This window comes from Agromyces archimandritae (assembly GCF_018024495.1).
GTDB lineage: Bacteria > Actinomycetota > Actinomycetes > Actinomycetales > Microbacteriaceae > Agromyces > Agromyces archimandritae.
The window spans coordinates 1,705,018-1,723,516 of the sequence record NZ_CP071696.1 but is presented as its reverse complement, the minus strand read 5'-3'; the positions used below and the strand labels follow the sequence as shown (position 1 = coordinate 1,723,516).

General features: G+C 67.0%; 16 protein-coding genes. 10 read left to right on the top strand and 6 right to left on the bottom strand.

The annotated features are described in order from the left end of the window. Positions 1–2,833: 2,833 nt before the first annotated feature. The 3 genes from G127AT_RS07795 (at position 2,834) to G127AT_RS16075 (ending at position 5,100) form a co-directional block, all read left to right on the top strand. Positions 2,834–3,835: an IS481 family transposase gene (locus G127AT_RS07795; protein WP_210898326.1), complete on the top strand. Its 1,002-nt coding sequence runs from the start codon at positions 2,834–2,836 to the stop codon at positions 3,833–3,835. Between the two features lie 222 nt (positions 3,836–4,057). Then, positions 4,058–4,447 carry a VOC family protein gene (locus G127AT_RS07790; RefSeq protein WP_210901641.1) on the top strand — a complete coding sequence of 130 codons (390 nt, stop codon included), beginning with the start codon at positions 4,058–4,060 and terminating at the stop codon, positions 4,445–4,447. A gap of 320 nt (positions 4,448–4,767) precedes the next feature. After that, entirely contained in the window at positions 4,768–5,100 is a 333-nt protein-coding gene (locus tag G127AT_RS16075) for a hypothetical protein (protein ID WP_244857842.1), read from the top strand. Between the two features lie 3 nt (positions 5,101–5,103). Here the strand turns inward: G127AT_RS16075 and rsmG are convergent, their stop codons facing one another. Genes rsmG through rpmH form a run of 6 tightly spaced genes read right to left on the bottom strand, consistent with a single transcriptional unit; the run spans position 5,104 to position 8,130 of the window. Then, a complete protein-coding gene (gene rsmG, locus G127AT_RS07780) occupies positions 5,104–5,754 on the bottom strand; it encodes a 16S rRNA (guanine(527)-N(7))-methyltransferase RsmG (RefSeq protein ID WP_210901942.1) in 651 nt (216 codons plus the stop codon). 8 nt (positions 5,755–5,762) lie between these two features. Next, positions 5,763–6,260 carry a Jag family protein gene (locus G127AT_RS07775; RefSeq protein WP_244857840.1) on the bottom strand — a complete coding sequence of 166 codons (498 nt, stop codon included), beginning with the start codon at positions 6,258–6,260 and terminating at the stop codon, positions 5,763–5,765. A 2-nt stretch (positions 6,261–6,262) separates the two neighbouring features. Next, complete coding sequence (gene yidC, locus G127AT_RS07770; RefSeq protein ID WP_210901637.1) at positions 6,263–7,213, bottom strand: membrane protein insertase YidC; 951 nt, start codon at positions 7,211–7,213, stop codon at positions 6,263–6,265. A 9-nt stretch (positions 7,214–7,222) separates the two neighbouring features. Next, complete coding sequence (gene yidD, locus G127AT_RS07765) at positions 7,223–7,633, bottom strand: membrane protein insertion efficiency factor YidD (protein WP_210901634.1); 411 nt, start codon at positions 7,631–7,633, stop codon at positions 7,223–7,225. Between the two features lies 1 nt (position 7,634). Beyond that, entirely contained in the window at positions 7,635–7,973 is a 339-nt protein-coding gene (gene rnpA / locus G127AT_RS07760; protein ID WP_210901632.1) for a ribonuclease P protein component, read from the bottom strand. Positions 7,974–7,992: 19 nt separating this feature from the next. Next, positions 7,993–8,130, bottom strand: a complete 138-nt coding sequence (gene rpmH / locus G127AT_RS07755) for a 50S ribosomal protein L34 (RefSeq protein WP_021010601.1) — start codon at positions 8,128–8,130, stop codon at positions 7,993–7,995. 407 nt (positions 8,131–8,537) lie between these two features. Here rpmH and dnaA point away from each other — a divergent pair, with 407 nt between their 5' ends. The 7 genes from dnaA (at position 8,538) to G127AT_RS07720 (ending at position 18,468) form a co-directional block, all read left to right on the top strand. Then, positions 8,538–9,986, top strand: a complete 1,449-nt coding sequence (gene dnaA, locus G127AT_RS07750) for a chromosomal replication initiator protein DnaA (RefSeq protein ID WP_210901630.1) — start codon at positions 8,538–8,540, stop codon at positions 9,984–9,986. 434 nt (positions 9,987–10,420) lie between these two features. After that, positions 10,421–11,569 carry a DNA polymerase III subunit beta gene (gene dnaN / locus G127AT_RS07745; RefSeq protein WP_210901628.1) on the top strand — a complete coding sequence of 383 codons (1,149 nt, stop codon included), beginning with the start codon at positions 10,421–10,423 and terminating at the stop codon, positions 11,567–11,569. A 46-nt stretch (positions 11,570–11,615) separates the two neighbouring features. Continuing rightward, entirely contained in the window at positions 11,616–12,824 is a 1,209-nt protein-coding gene (gene recF, locus G127AT_RS07740) for a DNA replication/repair protein RecF (protein ID WP_210901626.1), read from the top strand. Further along, the gene (locus G127AT_RS07735) at positions 12,817–13,311 is read left to right on the top strand and encodes a DciA family protein (protein WP_210901624.1); all 495 of its coding nucleotides are present in this window, start codon (positions 12,817–12,819) and stop codon (positions 13,309–13,311) included. Before recF ends, G127AT_RS07735 begins: the two co-directional genes overlap by 8 nt. A 123-nt stretch (positions 13,312–13,434) precedes the next feature. Next, a complete protein-coding gene (gene gyrB, locus G127AT_RS07730) occupies positions 13,435–15,447 on the top strand; it encodes a DNA topoisomerase (ATP-hydrolyzing) subunit B (protein WP_210901622.1) in 2,013 nt (670 codons plus the stop codon). 49 nt (positions 15,448–15,496) lie between these two features. Then, positions 15,497–18,067 carry a DNA gyrase subunit A gene (gyrA, locus tag G127AT_RS07725; protein ID WP_210901620.1) on the top strand — a complete coding sequence of 857 codons (2,571 nt, stop codon included), beginning with the start codon at positions 15,497–15,499 and terminating at the stop codon, positions 18,065–18,067. Continuing rightward, complete coding sequence (locus G127AT_RS07720; protein ID WP_210901618.1) at positions 18,064–18,468, top strand: DUF3566 domain-containing protein; 405 nt, start codon at positions 18,064–18,066, stop codon at positions 18,466–18,468. Before gyrA ends, G127AT_RS07720 begins: the two co-directional genes overlap by 4 nt. Positions 18,469–18,499 lie beyond the last annotated feature (31 nt).

Here is an 18,499-nt window from a genome sequence, read left to right as displayed (position 1 = left end):
GGTCCAAGATCCGGCGTCCCGGTGGCAACCATCCATGCTTCCGTGGCACTGCGAGCCAGCGTCGATGTTTCACGTGAAACATCGCATCGAACAGGGGGAGTTCCCGCGGCCGTCTGCCGGCGATACGGCCAGGCTCGGTCCCCGACGCGAGTCACCGCCACGTCGCGCTCGCCGTTAGTCCACGACGATCCGAGGCCTCACACCGAAGCCACGGCCGGAAGGATGAGCGCGCCCGAACCGAGTGGCGTCCGAGGGGGCGAGCACGCTCGCCACGACCGCGCACCCGCTCAACAGTCGAATGACATTGATGGTCACCGTCCAGAGGACGGTTGCCGGATGGCGGCTCCCTCCGCTCCAGTGCTGCTCGCCCGGTGACGTTGCACCGCGCACATGCCCGAGGGTCATCGATACGCAGCAGAGGCCAGCATCGATGTTTCACGTGAAACATCGCACTCGAGGAGGAGCGCCTGATTGGCAGCACACCGACACGATGGTCGGCCGCGGACATCAACGAGATCACTTCGCCGAGCGGCTCCCGCCGCCAGAACCGCAACGATCGGAGATGCGGGGTCGAAGGCGTGGATCGAACGTGCAGTGGTGAGGACGAGTTGTTCTTCCCCGCACCGCTCGACCAGCACCTCGGCCGCACTGTTTCTGCGCACTCACCGAGACGCGGTCACGGGCCGGACACGTGGAACCGTTCCACCGTCAGTCTGATGACGCAACCATCGACGGTCGGACGGCGACGCCCCTCCGGCATAGAGGGCGAGTGTGAGTCCCGAAGACCGCCGTGGACGATCAGCGAGTGTGGCTCCCAACCTCACCCCGGAGGTCTACGCCGACCTCTGGCATTCAAAAGATGCTGGGAGGACGATTCGCGGATGCGGAGAACAAGTCCGGTGGCAGCCGGCTACGCTGCCCTGCTCCGGAGGCGTTGCAGCCTGGAACAGGATCAGACCGAGGCTAGGCGGCGTCCAAAGGAAGGGAACGCCGCACAGCCCTCCGGTGTCTCGTCGACGATCCACATCGAAGGGCGCAACCTTCCGGGCGCTCCAGCCATGATCGGTCGGTGCCGCCAGTCCTGCGTTCACGGTCGGGATCGACGAATGCGTGGTTGAGACAATGGCGTCGGTGTTTCACGTGAAACATCGCATTCGTGCGGGGGAGTCCTCTTGACGCTGCGCCGGCACCATACCCACGCCACAGTCCCAGACTTGGTGTTCGCCGCGCCGACTCGTCCTCGCCTGCAGCTCCACACCGGCCAGAGTCTGGTTTCGATGGCACACCCCACACGGAACGATGTTTCAGGTGAAACACTGCATTCGATCGTGAGACCGATAGGCATTCCGCCCGCATCGCAGCCGCGCTGCGGAGCCCCACGCTCGACTCGACTCGCCGAACCGCTCCCGCCGGGAGAACCACCACGGTCCGAGAACTTGCATCGAAGGCACGACCCCGTGCGGAGCGACGACCCGGACGTGCTGATCGCGCAGCGAGTTCCCGGTGGCAACCATCCATGCTTCCGCGGCACCGCGGCCAGACGTCGATGTTTCACGTGAAACATCGCATTCGAGCAGTGTCTCCCGGCCATATGGCCGAGGTTCGGTCCCCAACATGAATCGCAGCCTCACGTCGCGCTCGCTGTTAGGGCGTGTTGCGGAACTCCGCTCGCGCTGCGGCGCACGACGGGCGGCCGTTTGCTGCGTTGTCGTCGTCGGCCTCACCTCCAGTGAGGCTCTCCTCCTCCGCCTTGCATCCGGTCGCCCATCGCACGTCCTCGCCGCGCACGGAGTTCCGCAACACTCCCTAAACCTCTACGGTCTGAGATTTCACATCGAAGACTCGAACCCATGCGGGGCTACAACCCGGATGCACGGCTCGCGCAGAAGGCTCCCGGTGGGAACCATCCCCGCTTCCGCGGAGCTGCGGGCCAGTGTCGATGTTTCACGTGAAACATCGCGTCGAACAGAGGGAGTTCCCGCGGCCGTGTGCCGGCGATACGGCCAGGCTCGGTCCCCGACGCGAGTCACCGCCAGGTCGCGCTCGCCGTTAGACCACCACGATCCGAGGCCTCACATCGAAGGCACGACCGGTGCGGGGCAACGACCCGGACTTGCGGCTCGCACAGAGAGCTCCCGGTGGCAACCATCCATGCTTCCGCGGCACCGCGGGCAGACGTCGATGTTTCACGTGAACCATCGCATTCATGCAGGAGGTCTCCTGGCCATATGGCCGAGGCCTGGTCCCTGACACGAATCCCAGCCCCACGTCGTGCTCGCTGTTAGGCCTCCATGGTCCGAGAGCTCACATCGAGACGCAACTCCGTATGGGGCTACAACCTGATACGAGGCTCGCGCAGAAGGCTCCCGACGACAACCATCCGCTTCCGCGGAGCTACGGGCCAGGGTCGATGTTTCACGTGAAACATCGCATCGAATAGGGGGAGTTTCCGTAGGGGAATTCCCGCGGCGGGCATGTACCGGCGCGATGGCCGGGCCTGGTTCCCGACACGAGCCGCCGCACCGCCCCACCCTCTCCCTCGCTGGTTCTGGCGTAGAAGACAACACCCATACGGGGCGCGTTCCGAATATGTGGCCCCCGCAACGGGCGTCCGGTGGCAACCGTCCGGACTTCGCGGCACTGCGGAGCGGTGGCGATGCTCCACGTGAGCCATCGCATTCGAGCCCGGGGCCCTATGTCGTTTCGTCACGTCGGGAGGTGCTGTGAACGTCTAGCTGTACTTCCCTGACAGGTTGTGAACGGCTGAGGTAGTGAAGACCTCCGGGGCAGGATGTGGGTTACCACACTCACCGTCCTGACCACGGAGGTCTTCGTGACTCACGCTAACGCGCCCTTGACGCCGGAGGGGCGTCGACGTCTTGCCGTTCTGATCGTCGATGACGGTTGGACTGTCCGCCGTGCGGCCGAACGCTTTCAGTGTTCGCCGGCGACGGCATCTCGGTGGGCTCGCCGGTACCGCGCCGGCCTGCCGCTGACCGACCGTAGTTCGAGGCCTCACTCGTCACCGGGCCGGCTGCCGCGCAAGACAGAACGGCGAATCCTCGCGTTGCGGTTCGTCCGTCGGTGGGGGCCGCACCGGATCGCGTATCACCTGGGGCTGCACCGTTCCACGGTCGGCCGGGTGCTCGCACGGTATCGGATGCCGAAGCTGGCGAACATCGACCAGGCCACAGGGCTGCCCGTCCGCAAGCCCAAGCCGGTGCGTTACGAAGTCGCCAAACCGGGCCAGTTGGTGCATGTGGACATCAAGAAGCAAGGCCGGATCCCCGACGGCGGCGGCTGGCGCGTCCACGGCCGCGGGTCCGCCCAGGACCGCCACGCTGGCCTCGCCCGCGACAAAGCCGCCCGGGCCGGCGCGGCAGGTTCACGCGGCTACCGCTACCTGCACCACGCCGTGGACGACTACTCACGGGTCGCGTACTCGGAGATCCTCGACGACGAACGCAAAGAGACCGCCGCCGGGTTCTGGAACCGCGCGAACGCGTTCTTCACCGGCCTCGGGGTGACAGTGACCGCGGTGATGACCGACAACGGTGCCTGCTACCGCTCCCACGCCTTCGCCGACGCCCTCGGCGAGAACGTGAAGCACAAGTGGACCAAGCCCTACCGGCCCCAGACCAACGGCAAAGTCGAACGGTTCAACCGAACCCTCGCCGCCGAATGGGCCTACGCGAAGCCCTACACCAGCGAAGCCGAACGAACCGCCGCCTACGACACCTGGCTCCATGACTACAATCACCACAGACCCCACACCGGCATCGGCGGCCAAACACCCTCACAACGCGTTCACAACGTCACGGGGAAGTACAGCTAGCGTTCGAACGTTCAGGCTGCTCCGGGAGTCCGATCCGGATCTTGCCGCTGCTGAAGTCTCGGTCGCCTGGCAGGGATGCCGGCGCGGGGAGTTCTCTTTGGGCTTCCCAGATGAGGTTGGCCGCTCGCGCTTCGGGGTGGAGGAGATCGTCGAACGTTCCGAGCATGCCAGATTGGACCCTTCGAGCTTGCCGCTTCTTCTCGGCGCTGATGATCCACGGCAATGACAGGTCGCGAAGGGCGCAACGAAGACGCCCACGAGTGCGATCGCGAACCAGGTATCGCCGTCCATCCCCATGCCGCAGGCTATGCCGCGGTGACGGGTGCGTCTACGCAGCGACTTTCGCGGTGTGGGTTCGTAGAGGGAACCCTCACGCGGCATGGCGAAGAGAACGTCGGATCGGCCTCGGGCCAGGACCCCGTGACCGAGGGCGAACGAGCAGCCGTCATCCTCTGGACCGACGATGCGCCGGCCGGATACCGGCGACTGCTCGAGCTCGGCGCACGACCGGTGAAGGAGCCCGAGCCGTGGTTGGGACGCCTCCTGATCGTATGGGTCAAGGATCCCGACGGCCGCCTGATCCAGGTTGTGCAGGACAAGCCCACAGCATGACCGTTCAGCGTCCCGAAGAACCCCCTGCGAATCGCACCGAACGCAGTTATCCACAGGTGCACTCCCATGTGAACATCCCTTGCGGCATTCACCCAGGAAAGCCGACCTCCCGCCGGCGTCCTGCTAGAGTCGGCGCCCATGACCGCATGGCGAGAAGACCGCATCCGCTCGGCCGCGAGCGGGGAGAATCCGACCGTTCTCACGGAGATGAACGGCGGATTCGCCGTCATCGGGGACGTGCAGTTCCTTCCCGGTTACAGCCTGCTCCTCGCGAAGGATCCCATGCGCGCGCCCTGGCGGAGTTGCCGCGAGACGAGCGCGTGCGATACCTCGCGGATGTGGATCTCCTCGCCACCGCGGTCGAGGCCGCCTGCCGTGAGGCCGATCCGGCCTTCCGCCGGATCAACATCGAGATCCTCGGCAACACGGATGCCTTCGTTCACACGCACATCTGGCCCCGCCACGAGTGGGAGAGGCCGGAGCTCGTGACGAAGCCGGTCTGGCAGTACGAGCCGACGAACTGGAGCGACCCGGAGACGGCGCTCGGTCCGCAGCACGACGCCCTCCGTGCACGCATCGCCGACCATCTCCACAGGCTCGCGGGCGAAGACGAGACCGTCGGCCCGAAGCCGCGCGGACGGCTCAGCGCGTAGCGGTCACGCGACGCGCGCGCGGAACACGCGGGTGACCTCGCTGTCGGGCACGATGCCCTCACCGAGCACGATCACCTCGGCATCCCGAACCCCATACTTTCGCATGGGTTTCTCGGCCGCTGCGATCTCGTTCTCGACGCTCGCACCCTTCATGAGCACGAGTTCGCCGCCCGACTTCAGGAGGGGAGCGGTGATCGGGATCAGGGTGCGGAGGGCGCTCACAGCCCGGGCCGTCACCTGGTCGAGTTCGCCCCGGAGCTTCGCGTCCTCGGCCCGGGCGCGCAGCACGGTCACGTTCCGCAGGCCGAGCTCCTCCACCTGGGATTCGAGCCAGGCGACCCGGCGCTCCATCGGCTCGATGAGCACGAAGTCGACGTCGGGCCGGGCGATGGCCAGCACGAGCCCGGGTAGCCCCGCACCGCTGCCGATGTCGCCGACGCGACCCGGCCGGAGCAGGGGAGCGACGAGTGCGCTGTTCAGCAGATGCCTCGTCCACAGACGCGGCAGCTCGAGCGGCCCGATCAGGCCGAGCTCCTCGCCCCGCGAGGCGAGCGCCGCGGCGAACGCGCGCGCGAGCTCGATCCGCTCGCCGAACAGCCTGGCCGCAGCGGCCGGCTCCGGCTCGAGCGCGGGGGAGCCGGCGCCGGCGTCCATGGCGCCCGTCACGCCGAACGCGTGATGACCGTGTGCCGTTCGGCTCCCTCGCCGCGCGACTCGGAGTGGAAGCCGCCCTCCGCGACGAGGTCGTGCACGAGCTTGCGCTCGTACGACGACATCGGAGGAAGCGCCGCCTCGGCGGCACCGTTCTCGATGCGCTCGAGCGAGCGGGCCACGAGTATCTCGAGCTCCGAACGGCGGGCGTCGCGCGAACCCCCGATGTCGAGGATGAGCCGCGAGAACGCGCCGCTCTTGGTCTGCACGGCCAGGCGCGTCAGCTCCTGGAGGGCACTGACCGTCTCGGGCTTCGACAGTACGCGGAGGTTCGCGCCGTCGCCGGCGTTGACCGAGACGTAGGCGCGGCCGTTCCGGGCATCGATGTCGATGTCGCCGTCGAGGTCGCAGATGTCGAGCAGCTCCTCGATGTAATCCGCGGCGATGTCACCCTCTTCCTCGAGCTGGCTGAGGGATCGGGATTCTGCTTCGGGCTGGACGTCGGTCATCGTCATTTCCTCTTCTGCTGCTTCTTGGAGCGCGACTTGCTCACGGGCTGCTGGCGCTGCACGGGCTTCTTCTCCTCGACGACGATCGTCGACTGCTCTTCGGCTGGCAGCTTGCCCTTCTTGGCCAGGCGGGCCTCGCGGGCCTTCGCCGCGTCGGAGCCGGGCGTGGGCATGTTCCGGATGACGACGAACTGCTGGCCCATGGTCCAGAAGTTCGAGACGAGCCAGTAGAACATGACACCGAGGGGGAACGCGACGCCGGAGAACAGGAACACGAAGGGGAGCAGGTAGAGCAGCACGCGCTGCTGGCGGAACATCGGGCTCGCCTTAGTTTCGGGCGACATGTTCTTCGAGACGATCTGCAGCTGGGTGAAGAACTGCGAGGCGGTCATGAGCACGATCATGATGACGGCGATGACGATGACCTGCCAGGGGCCGCCGGCGTTCACGGCGTTGATGAGGGTCGACTTCAGCGGAGCGCCGAAGAACTCGGAGTTCGCGAAGGAGTTGGCGAGCTCCTGGCTGAACAGGCCGACGCCGGCCTTATCGTGCTGGGCGTCGTTCAGCACCGAGAACAGGCCGAAGAAGATCGGCATCTGCAGGAGCAGAGGCAGGCACGAAGACATCGGGTTCGTGCCGGTCTTCTTGTAGAGGTCCATCGTCTCGCGCGACATGGCCTCGCGCGAGAACTGGTCCTTCTTTCCCTTGTACTTGTCCTGGATCTTCTTCAGCTGCGGGGCGACCTCGAGCATCCGCCGCTGGTTCTTGATCTGCCGCACGAAGACGGGGATGAGCGCGGCCCGGACGACGATGACGAGGCCGACGATCGAGAGCACCCAGGTGACGCCGCCGTCGGCATCGAGGCCGAAGAAGGTCCACATCGAGTGGAAGGCCACGAGGATGAGCTCGATGACCCATTTGATGGGCCAGAGGATGATTCCGATGATGTCCATGGAAGCGGGTCAGTCCTTTCGGGACAGTGCGGGGGCGAGGGCCGACGACGTGGCGCGGACGTCAGAAGCGTGGGCATGGCCGGCGTGCGAGCCGGGTGTGGATGCCGCAGCGGCATCCACACCGCGCGAAGGCGCCACGAAGCCCGCACGCGTGATCCGGTACCGGAACCGTGCCGGCGAACGCACCTCGTCGATGCCGCCGGAGGCCCACGGGTTGCAGCGGAGGATGCGCCAGACAGCGAGGGCGGCGCCGATGACGACCCCGCGCTGCTGCACGGATCCGAGGCCGTATGCCGAGCAGGAGGGGTAGTACCGGCAGACGTCGCCGTAGAGGGGCGAGATCACCTTCCGGTAGGCGATGAGCACCGCGATGACGAGATTGCGGGGCAGGAGGAGCACGACGGCGACGAAAGCAGGCATCTCACCGGCTCCGTGCCTTGCGGACGACGCGGGCCATGTCAGCTTCGAGGGCATCCCATCCGGCATCCGCCGCCGACGGCAGTGCGCGCACGACGACGTCGAACCCGATGGTGCCGTCGTCGACGATGCCGCGGCAGGCGGCCTTCAGCCGTCGCCGCACGAGATTGCGGTCGACGGCCTTCCCGACCTTCTTGGAGACGATGAACCCGAATCGGGCGGATTCGCCTTCGTCCCGAGGCCGGATGTAGCTCACGGTGTGCGCACCGGCGACCTTCGCGCCGCGCCGCACGAGCGCGCGGTAGTCGTCAGCGCTCGTGATGCGGTTGGCTTTTGCGAGCACCGTCGGGGAGCACGCGCGCTCAGGCGGAGAGCTCGGTGCGGCCCTTGCGGCGGCGGGCGGCGAGGATCGCACGGCCGGCGCGGGTGCGCATCCGGAGGCGGAAGCCGTGCTTCTTGGCACGACGACGGTTGTTCGGCTGGAACGTACGCTTGCTCATACTCTGCTGCTTTCGCTGTGATCTCCGCAGCGGACGGCGTGCAACACGGCCGCCCGGGGAAAACTGGGGTGCCCAAAAGGCGTTGGTCAACTGATTAAACCTACGGCTTTGCGCCGCTGCGGTCAAACCGCGACGGCATCGAACCGATGATTATCGCCTGATCCACAGCCTACGCGACGCACCGACACGCCGAGAGCCTCGACCTCAGGTCGAAGTATTTGTCGCCGAGCGGCCCGTCCACTACCGTGTGAAGCCGGTTATCCCCAGCTTTCCGCCCGGAATTCCGCGCATGTCGCGCGGACTTTTCACAGGCGGTGGATAACCTGGTGAACATTCGGATTCACGCGGCTCGCTCCATCGAACGGGGGATCGACCAGCGGCGTGACGTGGCTTGGAACAGGGGAACGATGGCGGAACAGCCCATTTCCGAGACCTGGGCGGGTGTGCTCGCACGCCTTTCGGAAGACACGGCCGTGACGCCGATGCTGCAGGGGTTCCTGAACCTCGTAGAGCCGAAGGGGATCGCCGGCGGCACCTTCTACCTCGAGGTGCCCAACGATTTCACGGCGAGCATGCTGAACCAGCGGATGCGCGTCCCCCTGATCTCGGCGATGCAGGCCGTCTCGAGCGCCGCGGCCGCCGAGGGCGACGAGGCCGCCGTCGCCTCATCGTTCTACGTGGTGGTCAACCCGGAGCTCGAAGAGGCGCCGCACTTCGCGCCGCAGGCCCCGGTCGCCGAACCGGCAGTCGAGGAGCACCTCGAAACTCCGGCTCCGCCGCAGTCGATGTTCGATTCGCCCGGTGCCGACCGGCCGCGCGATTCCAGGCTGAACCCGAAGTACTCCTTCGACAACTTCGTCATCGGCCAGTCCAACCGCTTCGCGCATGCGGCGGCGGTCGCCGTCGCCGAGGCGCCGGCCAAGGCCTACAACCCGCTGTTCATCTACGGCGACTCGGGGCTCGGCAAGACCCACCTGCTGCATGCGATCGGGCACTACGCGATGAGCCTGTACCCGGGCATCCGCGTCCGGTACGTCTCCAGCGAGGAGTTCACGAACGACTTCATCAACTCGATCGCGAACAACCGGGGAGCCCTGTTCCAGCAGCGCTACCGCAACATCGACATCCTCCTGATCGACGACATCCAGTTCCTGCAGGGCAAGGCGGAGACGCAGGAGGCGTTCTTCCACACCTTCAATCAGTTGCACGACCACAACAAGCAGGTCGTGATCACGAGCGATGTGCCGCCGAAGCATCTGACGGGCTTCGAGGATCGGATGCGCAGCCGCTTCGAGTGGGGGCTCATCACCGATGTGCAGGCGCCCGACCTCGAGACGCGCATCGCGATCCTTCGCAAGAAGGCGCAGTCGGATCGCCTGATGGTCGACGACGACATCCTCGAGTACATGGCGACGAAGGTCTCGAGCAACATCCGCGAGCTCGAAGGCACGCTGATCCGCGTGACGGCGTTCGCGAGCCTGAACCGCACGCCGGTCGACATGGCGCTCGTGCAGACGGTGCTGAAGGACCTCATCAGCGACGATGAGGACAACGTGGTCGCCCCGGTCGACATCATCACGGCGACGGCCGAGTACTTCAAGCTCACGGTCGACGATCTGTACGGGTCGAGCCGTTCGCAGGGGGTCGCGACGTCGCGGCAGATCGCGATGTATCTCTGCCGGGAGCTCACGAGCCTGTCGCTGCCGAAGATCGGTCAGCTCTTCGGCAATCGCGACCACACCACGGTGATGTATGCGAACAAGAAGATCTCGGAGCTCATGAAGGAGCGCCGTTCGATCTACAACCAGGTGACCGAGCTGACGGCGCGCATCAAGCAGACGAGCCGCTTCCGCTGATCTCCGCGAGCCCACTTCACACATGTGGATAACTTGTGGATTGTTAACGAGCAACCCCGGCGGGCCTGTTGACGGGCGGGGAGCGCCTGTGAATAACCGCCTCGGCCGGTGACCGCCCCTCGACATCCGCGGCCGGTCCTCCCACACCGCATCCACAAGCCCGATCGCGTTAACACCGCGTGATTCCGGGCCTCGAGGAAGTTGTCCACAGTTTCCACACCGGTTAACACCGTTAACAGAGAAGTGTTAACCAGGGAAGCTCGACAACCTCGAGTCGAACGTCGCCGAGGCGGTCGCCTCGCGCCGAGCCAGGAGAAGCGGCGGCCGGCGCTTCGCGCCGAAGGGCCGACGGCTTCGGCGCGCGCAGCGTGCGCCGGCCGGGCCCACGCCCTAGCATTGGAGCGCCGCATCCAACCTCAGCGACGGGAGATCACGTGAAGTTCCAGGTCAATCGCGATGTGTTCAGCGAGGCCGTCTCCTTCGCCGTGAAGCTGCTTCCGCAGCGCACCACGCTCCCGATCCTCTCCGGCGTGCTCATCCGCACGAGCGAGGACGGTCTCGTCCTCTCCTCCTTCGACTACGAGGTCTCCTCGCAGACCGAAATCGCCGCCGACGTCGAAGAGCCCGGCACGATCCTCGTCCACGGCCGACTTCTCGCCGAGATCGCCAGCCGCCTGCCGAACGCCCCGGTGCGTTTCACGACCGAGGAATCCAGGATCTCCGTCGCCTGCGGTTCGGCGAACTTCACCCTTGCCTCGATGCCGGTCGAGGAGTACCCCTCGGTTCCCGAGATCGGCGAGCCCTCGGGCGTCGTGCCGGCGGATGCCTTCGCCGACGCGGTCTCGCAGGTGGCCGTCGCCGCCTCCCGCGACGACGTGACACCGGTGATCACCGGCGTGCAGCTCGAGATCGCCGACAATCGCCTCAGCATGGTCGCCACCGACCGGTACCGCGTCGCCGTGCGCGACATCGACTGGGACGGCGGGCGCGTCGGCGACGAAGAGGTCACCACCGCACTCGTCCCGGCGCGAACCCTGCAGGAGATCGGCAAGACCTTCGGCCACTCCGGCACGATCTCGGTGACGATCGCGCAGCGCGACGACCGGGCGATCATCGCCTTCAGCGCCGACAAGAAGACCGTCACGAGCCTGCTCATCAAGGGCAACTTCCCGCCGGTTCGCCGTCTCTTCCCCGAGACGGTGGACAACTACGCCGTCATGAACACCGCCGAGCTCATCGAGGCGACCCGGCGCGTCTCCCTCGTGCTCGAACGCGAAGCGGCCCTCCGTTACAGCTTCGGCGAGGAGGGTCTGACCCTCGAGGCGATCGGCAGCGAGCAGGCGCAGGCGCAGGAAACCATCGACACGGTGCTCACCGGCGAGGCGACCGTCGTCTCGCTGAAGCCGCAGTTCCTGCTCGACGGCCTCGGCGCCGTGCATTCCGAGTTCGTGCGGGTCTCGTTCACGAAGACCGAGAACCCGAACAAGCCCGGACCCGTCCTGATCACGGCGCAGACCTCGCGCGAGCAGGCCGGCAACGACAGCTACCGCTACCTGCTGCAGCCGAACCTGCTGCTGCGCTGAGCGCCCGGCCGACGCGGGTGTCGGCGGTCGCAGGTAGCGTGGATCCGTGCACGTCGCCCGACTCTCCCTCACCGACTGGCGCAACTACGGGCGCGCCGAGCTCGAGCTGGAGCCGGGTGCGACCGTGCTCGTCGGCCGGAACGGTCAGGGCAAGACGAACCTCGTCGAGTCGATCGGCTACCTCTCCACGCTCGGTTCGCACCGGGTCTCGAGCGATCAGCCGCTGATCCGCGCGGGCGCCGATGCGGCGATCATCCGTGCGCTGCTCCGCCACGACGGCCGCGACGTGCTCGTCGAGGTGCAGCTGAACCGGCAGGGCGCGAACCGGGCGCAGATCAACCGTGCCCCGTCCAAGCCCCGCGAGCTGCCGCGATACTGCCACAGCGTGCTGTTCGCGCCGGAAGATCTCGCGATCGTGCGCGGCGAGCCCTCCGTACGGCGGCGGATGCTCGACGAGCTCCTCGTCCAGCTCACCCCGCGGCTCTCCGGTGTCATGGCGGACTACGAGCGCGTGCTGAAGCAGCGCAACTCGCTGCTGAAGTCGGCGCGCGCACGCGGCATCCCGGCCTCGGGGCTGTCGACGCTCGATATCTGGGACGAACGCCTCATCGAGCTCGGCACGGAGCTCATCGATCAGCGCACGAGCGTCATCCGCGCCCTCGACGAGCCCCTGCGCCGCGCCTATCACGCGATCGTCGACGCCGACCACGAGCCGCGCATTCGACCCCTCCTCTCCATCGACGGGGCTATCGTCGACGACGAGCCGGCCGCATCGCGGGTCCCCGAGGGCGCCGCGGTGGATGCCGGGTCGCACTCTGCCGATACGGCGGCGCGCTTCCGCACGGCCCTCGCCGCACTTCGCCCGCGCGAGCTCGAGCGCGGCGTCACCTTGGCCGGCCCGCATCGCGACGACGTGCTGCTGGAACTCGGCGGGCTTCCGGCGAAGGGGTATGCGAGTCACGGCGAGTCGTGGTCGCTGGCCCTCGCGCTCCGGTTGGCCGGCGCCGAGCTGTTGCGGAGCGATGCGCCGTCGGGCGACCCGATCCTCGTGCTCGACGATGTGTTCGCCGAGCTCGATCGCACCCGGCGCGAGCGACTCGCCGCGGCGATCTCGGGGTTCGAGCAGGTGCTGATCACGGCCGCCGTGCTCGAGGACGTGCCGGAGTCCCTCTCGGCTCGGCTCGTGCACATCGACGGTGGCAGGATCGAGTCGGGCGACGCGGATGCCGCCGAGGAGGGAGGCACGGATGCCTGAGCCCGGCCCCCAGACGGAGGCGGAGCGCGTCTACCGCCATTTCCGCGAGATATTCGGCGGTGACGGTCGTGCGCCGAGCCGGCGGCGGCGGGAGCGCCGCACGCCCGAAGCCGAGCTCCCCTTCGCGCCGGGGCGCGATCCGCGCGCCCTCGGGGATGCCCTCGACGCCTTGACGACCCAGCTCGGCTGGACGGCGCCGCTCGCCCGGCACGAACTGCTCGCATCCTGGCCCGAGGTCGCCGGTGCGGAGATCGCGAAGCACTCCGAACCGGTCGGCATCGAGGGCGGGATGATGACGGTTCGATGCGAGTCGACGGCGTGGGCGACGCAGCTCCGGCTGATGCGCACCGAGCTCGTCTCACGGGTCGTCGACCGCTTCCCGGATTCGGGCGTGGAATCGATGCGCTTCCAGGGGCCCGACGCCCCATCCTGGAAAAGGGGTCCCAGATCGGTTCCAGGGCGCGGTCCGCGCGATACCTATGGCTGAGGAGGCAAAATCGGTCACTGAGCGCGCCTCAGGGCGTCAGGCGGGCGTGTAACGGCTTCGAAACACGCCCGGGCTGATAGGATTGAACGTCGCCACAACGACGGTCAGGAGCCCGATTCAAATATGACAGCGGAACCGAAGAAGGGCCAGAGTTCGCCCGAATACGGCGCGGATGAGATCCAGGTGCTCGAAGGCCTCGAGGCGGTTCGCAAGCGCCCGGGCATGTACATCGGATCCACCGGCCCCCGAGGCCTCCACCACCTCGTCTACGAGATCGTCGACAACTCGGTCGACGAAGCCCTGGCCGGCTACGCGACCACCATCAACGTCACGATCCTCGCCGACGGGGGCCTCCGCGTCGTCGACGACGGCCGCGGCATCCCCGTCGACATCCACAAGGCCGAAGGCAAGTCCACGGTCGAGGTCGTGCTCACGATCCTGCACGCCGGCGGCAAGTTCGGCGGCGGGGCCTATGCGGTCTCCGGAGGTCTGCACGGCGTCGGTTCCTCGGTCGTGAACGCCCTCTCCACGCGCCTCGACGTCGAGGTGAGCCAGAAGGGCCACGTCTGGAGCCAGACCTACCACAGCGGTGTCCCGGATGCCCCCCTCGCCCAGACCGGCACGACCGACGCCACCGGAACGACCATCACCTTCTGGCCGAACGCCGACATCTTCGAGACCGTCGAGTTCGACTACGAGACGCTGCGCACCCGCTTCCAGCAGACGGCGTTCCTGAACAAGGGTCTTCGCATCACCCTCGACGACGAGCGGGACGTGCCGCAGATCGTCGACGGGGACACTGGCGAAGACGAGGAGGCCGGCAAGGCCCCGCACCGGCACGACGTCTTCCTCTACGAGCGCGGGCTCGTCGACTACGTCGAATACCTGAACCGTTCCAAGCGGGCCGAACTCGTCCACGACGAGGTCATCTCCTTCGAATCCGAAGACCCGGAGCGCAAGATCGCCCTCGAGGTCGCGATGCAGTGGACGACCGCCTACACCGAGTCGGTGCACACCTTCGCGAACACCATCAACACCCATGAGGGAGGCACGCACGAAGAAGGCTTCCGCGCGGCGCTCACGACCCTCGTGAACCGGTACGCGCGCGAGAAGGGCCTCCTGAAGGAGAAGGACGCGAACCTCACCGGCGAAGACGTCCGCGAGGGCCTCACCGCCGTCATCTCCGTCAAGCTCGGCGAACCGCAGTTCGAAGGCCAGACGAAGACGAAACTCGGCAACACCGAGGCGAAGTCCTTCGTGCAGAAGGTCGCCGCCGACCAGCTCGGCGACTGGTTCGAACGGAACCCCAACCAGGCCCGCGACATCATCCGCAAGTCGATCGGCGCGGCCACCGCGCGCCTGGCCGCCCGCAAGGCGCGCGAGGCGACCCGCCGCAAGGGCCTCCTCGAATCCAGCGGCATGCCCGGCAAGCTGAAGGACTGCTCCTCGAAGGATCCGTCGATCTCCGAGATCTTCATCGTCGAGGGCGATTCGGCCGGCGGCTCGGCCGTGCAGGGCCGAAACCCCGCGACGCAGGCGATCCTGCCGCTGCGCGGGAAGATCCTGAACGTCGAGAAGGCGCGCCTCGACCGGGCCCTGGCCAACGCCGAGATCCAGGCGATGATCACGGCCTTCGGCGCCGGTATCGGCGAGGACTTCGACCCCTCCAAGGCCAGGTACCACAAGATCGTGCTCATGGCCGACGCCGACGTCGACGGCCAGCACATCACGACCCTGCTGCTCACCCTCCTGTTCCGCTTCATGCGGCCCCTCATCGAGCTCGGGCACGTCTACCTGGCCCAGCCGCCGCTGTACCGGCTGAAGTGGACGAACGCCGACCACGAGTTCGTGTTCTCCGACAAGGAGCGCGACGCGCTGCTGGCCGACGGCGTCGCCCACGGCAAGCGCATCCCCAAGGAGAACGGGATCCAGCGCTACAAGGGCCTCGGCGAGATGAACTACCAGGAACTCTGGGAGACGACGATGAACCCCGAGACCCGCACCCTGCTGCAGGTCTCGATGGATGACGCGGCCGCCGCCGACGAGGTGTTCTCGACCCTCATGGGCGAGGACGTGGATGCGCGCCGCACCTTCATCCAGAAGAACGCGAAGGACGTCCGGTTCCTCGACATCTGACGCGCCAGCGTGAGAGACGAGACCCGCGGATCCGAGAAGAAGAAGAGCGATGACTGACGAGATCACCCCCGACGAGACGGACGGCCCGGGCATCCACGGCCGGATCGACCAGGTCGACCTGCAGCTCGAGATGCAGCGGTCCTACCTCGACTACGCCATGAGCGTCATCGTCGGCCGTGCCCTGCCCGAGGTGCGCGACGGGCTGAAGCCCGTGCACCGCCGCGTCATCTACGCCATGTACGACGGCGGCTACCGCCCCGACAAGGCCTTCTCGAAGTGCGCGCGCGTCGTCGGCGACGTCATGGGCCAGTTCCACCCGCACGGCGACTCGGCCATCTACGACGCCCTCGTCCGCCTCGTCCAGCCGTGGTCGATGCGGTACCCGCTCGCGCTCGGGCAGGGAAACTTCGGCTCGCCCGGCAACGACGGGGCCGCCGCCCCCCGATACACCGAGACCAAGATGGCGCCGCTCGCCCTCGAGATGGTTCGCGACATCGACGAGGACACCGTCGACTTCCAGGACAACTACGACGGCCACACGCAGGAACCGTCGATCCTGCCCGCACGCATCCCGAACCTGCTCGTCAACGGCTCCGTCGGCATCGCCGTCGGCATGGCCACGAACATCCCCCCGCACAACCTCCGCGAGGTCGCCGAAGGCGCCCAGTGGTACCTCGAGCACCCCGAGGCCACCCGCGAAGAACTGCAGGAAGCGCTCATCCAGCGCATCAAGGGCCCCGACTTCCCGACCGGTGCGCAGATCCTCGGCACCAAGGGCATCCTCGACACCTACCGCACCGGCCGCGGATCCATCACCATGCGCGCCGTCGTCAGCGTCGAGGAGATCCACGGCCGCACCTGCCTCGTCGTCACCGAACTGCCCTACCAGGTCAACCCCGACAACCTCGCCATCAAGATCGCCGACCTCGTCAAGGACGGCAAGATCTCGGGCATCGCCGACATCCGCGACGAAACCTCCGGCCGCACCGGCCAGCGCCTCGTCATCGTGCTGAAGCGCGACGCCGTCGCCAAGGTCGTGCTGAACAACCTGTACAAGCACACCCAGCTGCAGGACAACTTCGGCGCCAACATGCTCGCGATCGTCGACGGCGTGCCCCGCACGCTCTCCATCGACGGCTTCATCGCGCACTGGGTCGACCACCAGGTCGACGTCATCGTGCGCCGCACGAAGTTCCGCCTGAAGAAGGCCGAAGCCGACGCGCACATCCAGCGCGGCTACGCCCTCGCACTCGACATGCTCGACGAGGTCATCGCGCTCATCCGTCGATCCCCCGACGTGGATGCCGCCCGGGAAGGCCTCATCGAGCTGCTCGGCGTCGATACCCTCCAGGCAGATGCCATCCTCACGATGCAGCTGCGTCGGCTGGCCGCCCTCGAACGCCAGAAGATCCTCGACAGGCTCGCTGAACTCGAGCGGGAGATCGCCGAATACCAGGCGATCCTCGCCGACGAGACCCGTCAGCGGGGCATCGTCTCCGAAGAGCTCGCCGAGGTCGTCGGCAAATACGGCGACGAGCGCCGCACGCACATCATGCCCGGCTTCGACGGGGACATGTCGATCGAAGACCTCATCCCCGAAGAAGAGATGGTCGTCACCGTCACCCGCGGCGGCTACGTCAAGCGCACCCGCAGCGACAACTACCGCTCGCAGCACCGCGGCGGCAAGGGCGTCAAGGGCGCCCAGCTGCGCGCCGACGACGTCGTCGAGCACTTCTTCGTCACCACCACCCACCACTGGCTGCTGTTCTTCACGAACATGGGCCGCGTGTACCGTGCGAAGGCCTACGAGATCCAGGAGGGCGGGCGCGACGCCAAGGGTCAGCACCTCGCGAACCTCCTCGAACTCCAGCCCGACGAAGAGGTCGCCGAGATCCTCGACCTGCGCGACTACCAGGCTGCGAAGTTCCTCGTCCTCGCCACCCGCGACGGCCTCGTGAAGAAGTCCGCCCTCGAGGAGTACGACACCAACCGCTCCCGCGGCATCATCGCGATCAAACTGCGCGACGGCGACGAACTCGTCTCCGCGATGCTCGTCGATGAGGGCGACGAGATCCTCCTCGTCTCCCGCAAGGGCATGTCGCTGCGCTTCGCCGCCCACGACGACGCCCTCCGCCCCATGGGCCGATCCACTTCGGGCGTGAAGGGCATGTCGTTCCGCGATGGCGACGAACTCCTCGAAGCGGCCGTCGTGCCCGCATCCGGCGAGGAGGACGCCGCCGAAGACGGCCGCCCCTACGTCTTCGTCGTCACCGAAGGCGGATACGCCAAGCGCACCGACGTCGCCCAGTACCGCCTGCAGAACCGCGGCGGGCTCGGTATCAAGGTCGCCAAGCTCTCCGACGACCGCGGCGACCTCGCCGGCGCCCTCATCGTGCACGACGACGACGAGGTCCTTGTGGTTCTTGCCAGCGGCAAGGTGGTACGCTCTGACGTCGCCGAAGTGCCCGCGAAGGGGCGTGACACGATGGGTGTGGTCTTCGCGAAATTCGCGGAGCAGGACCGCATCATCGCCGTCGCCAGGAACTCCGAGCGGAACCTGGGCCTGGCGGATGAAGCAACCGAGGCCCCCGCGGCATCGGGGGAGGAGTCAGCTGAATGAGTAGCATCGCCGAGAAGCTCGCGAAGAAGTCGACCCGGCGCACACCCGCCAAGCAGGTGCGGCTGCGCCTCGTCTACATCGACTTCTGGTCGGCCGTGAAACTGTCGTTCCTCGTCGCCGTGTGCCTCGCGATCGTCAGCATCGTCGCCTCGTTCCTGATCTACACGGTGCTGCTGTCCACCAACGTCTTCCAGAAAGTCGACGAACTCGTCCGCGACGTCGCCGGCTCCGGCACCGACCTCATGTCGTTCCTGTCGCTCGGCAACGTCATGGGCTTCGCGCTCATCACCGCGCTGCTCAACCTCGTCGTCACCACAGCCCTCGGCGCCGTCCTCGCCGCGCTCTACAACCTGAGCGTCCGCATCACCGGCGGCATCCTCGTCGGCTTCACCAACAACTGACACGATTCGTCGTTTCCGCATCGGTCGGGTA

Excerpts from the sequence above, each read along its gene's own strand:
- rpmH (WP_021010601.1), bottom strand. The coding sequence starts at position 8,130 with ATGAGCAAGCGTACGTTCCAGCCGAACAACCGTCGTCGTGCCAAGAAG.
- G127AT_RS07735 (WP_210901624.1), top strand. The coding sequence starts at position 12,817 with ATGCCTGAGCCCGGCCCCCAGACGGAGGCGGAGCGCGTCTACCGCCAT.
- G127AT_RS07775 (WP_244857840.1), bottom strand. The coding sequence starts at position 6,260 with ATGACCGACGTCCAGCCCGAAGCAGAATCCCGATCCCTCAGCCAGCTC.
- gyrB (WP_210901622.1), top strand. The coding sequence starts at position 13,435 with ATGACAGCGGAACCGAAGAAGGGCCAGAGTTCGCCCGAATACGGCGCG.
- rsmG (WP_210901942.1), bottom strand. The coding sequence starts at position 5,754 with ATGGACGCCGGCGCCGGCTCCCCCGCGCTCGAGCCGGAGCCGGCCGCT.
- dnaA (WP_210901630.1), top strand. The coding sequence starts at position 8,538 with ATGGCGGAACAGCCCATTTCCGAGACCTGGGCGGGTGTGCTCGCACGC.
- G127AT_RS07790 (WP_210901641.1), top strand. The coding sequence starts at position 4,058 with ATGACAGGTCGCGAAGGGCGCAACGAAGACGCCCACGAGTGCGATCGC.
- gyrA (WP_210901620.1), top strand. The coding sequence starts at position 15,497 with ATGACTGACGAGATCACCCCCGACGAGACGGACGGCCCGGGCATCCAC.
- yidD (WP_210901634.1), bottom strand. The coding sequence starts at position 7,633 with ATGCCTGCTTTCGTCGCCGTCGTGCTCCTCCTGCCCCGCAATCTCGTC.
- yidC (WP_210901637.1), bottom strand. The coding sequence starts at position 7,213 with ATGGACATCATCGGAATCATCCTCTGGCCCATCAAATGGGTCATCGAG.
- G127AT_RS07720 (WP_210901618.1), top strand. The coding sequence starts at position 18,064 with ATGAGTAGCATCGCCGAGAAGCTCGCGAAGAAGTCGACCCGGCGCACA.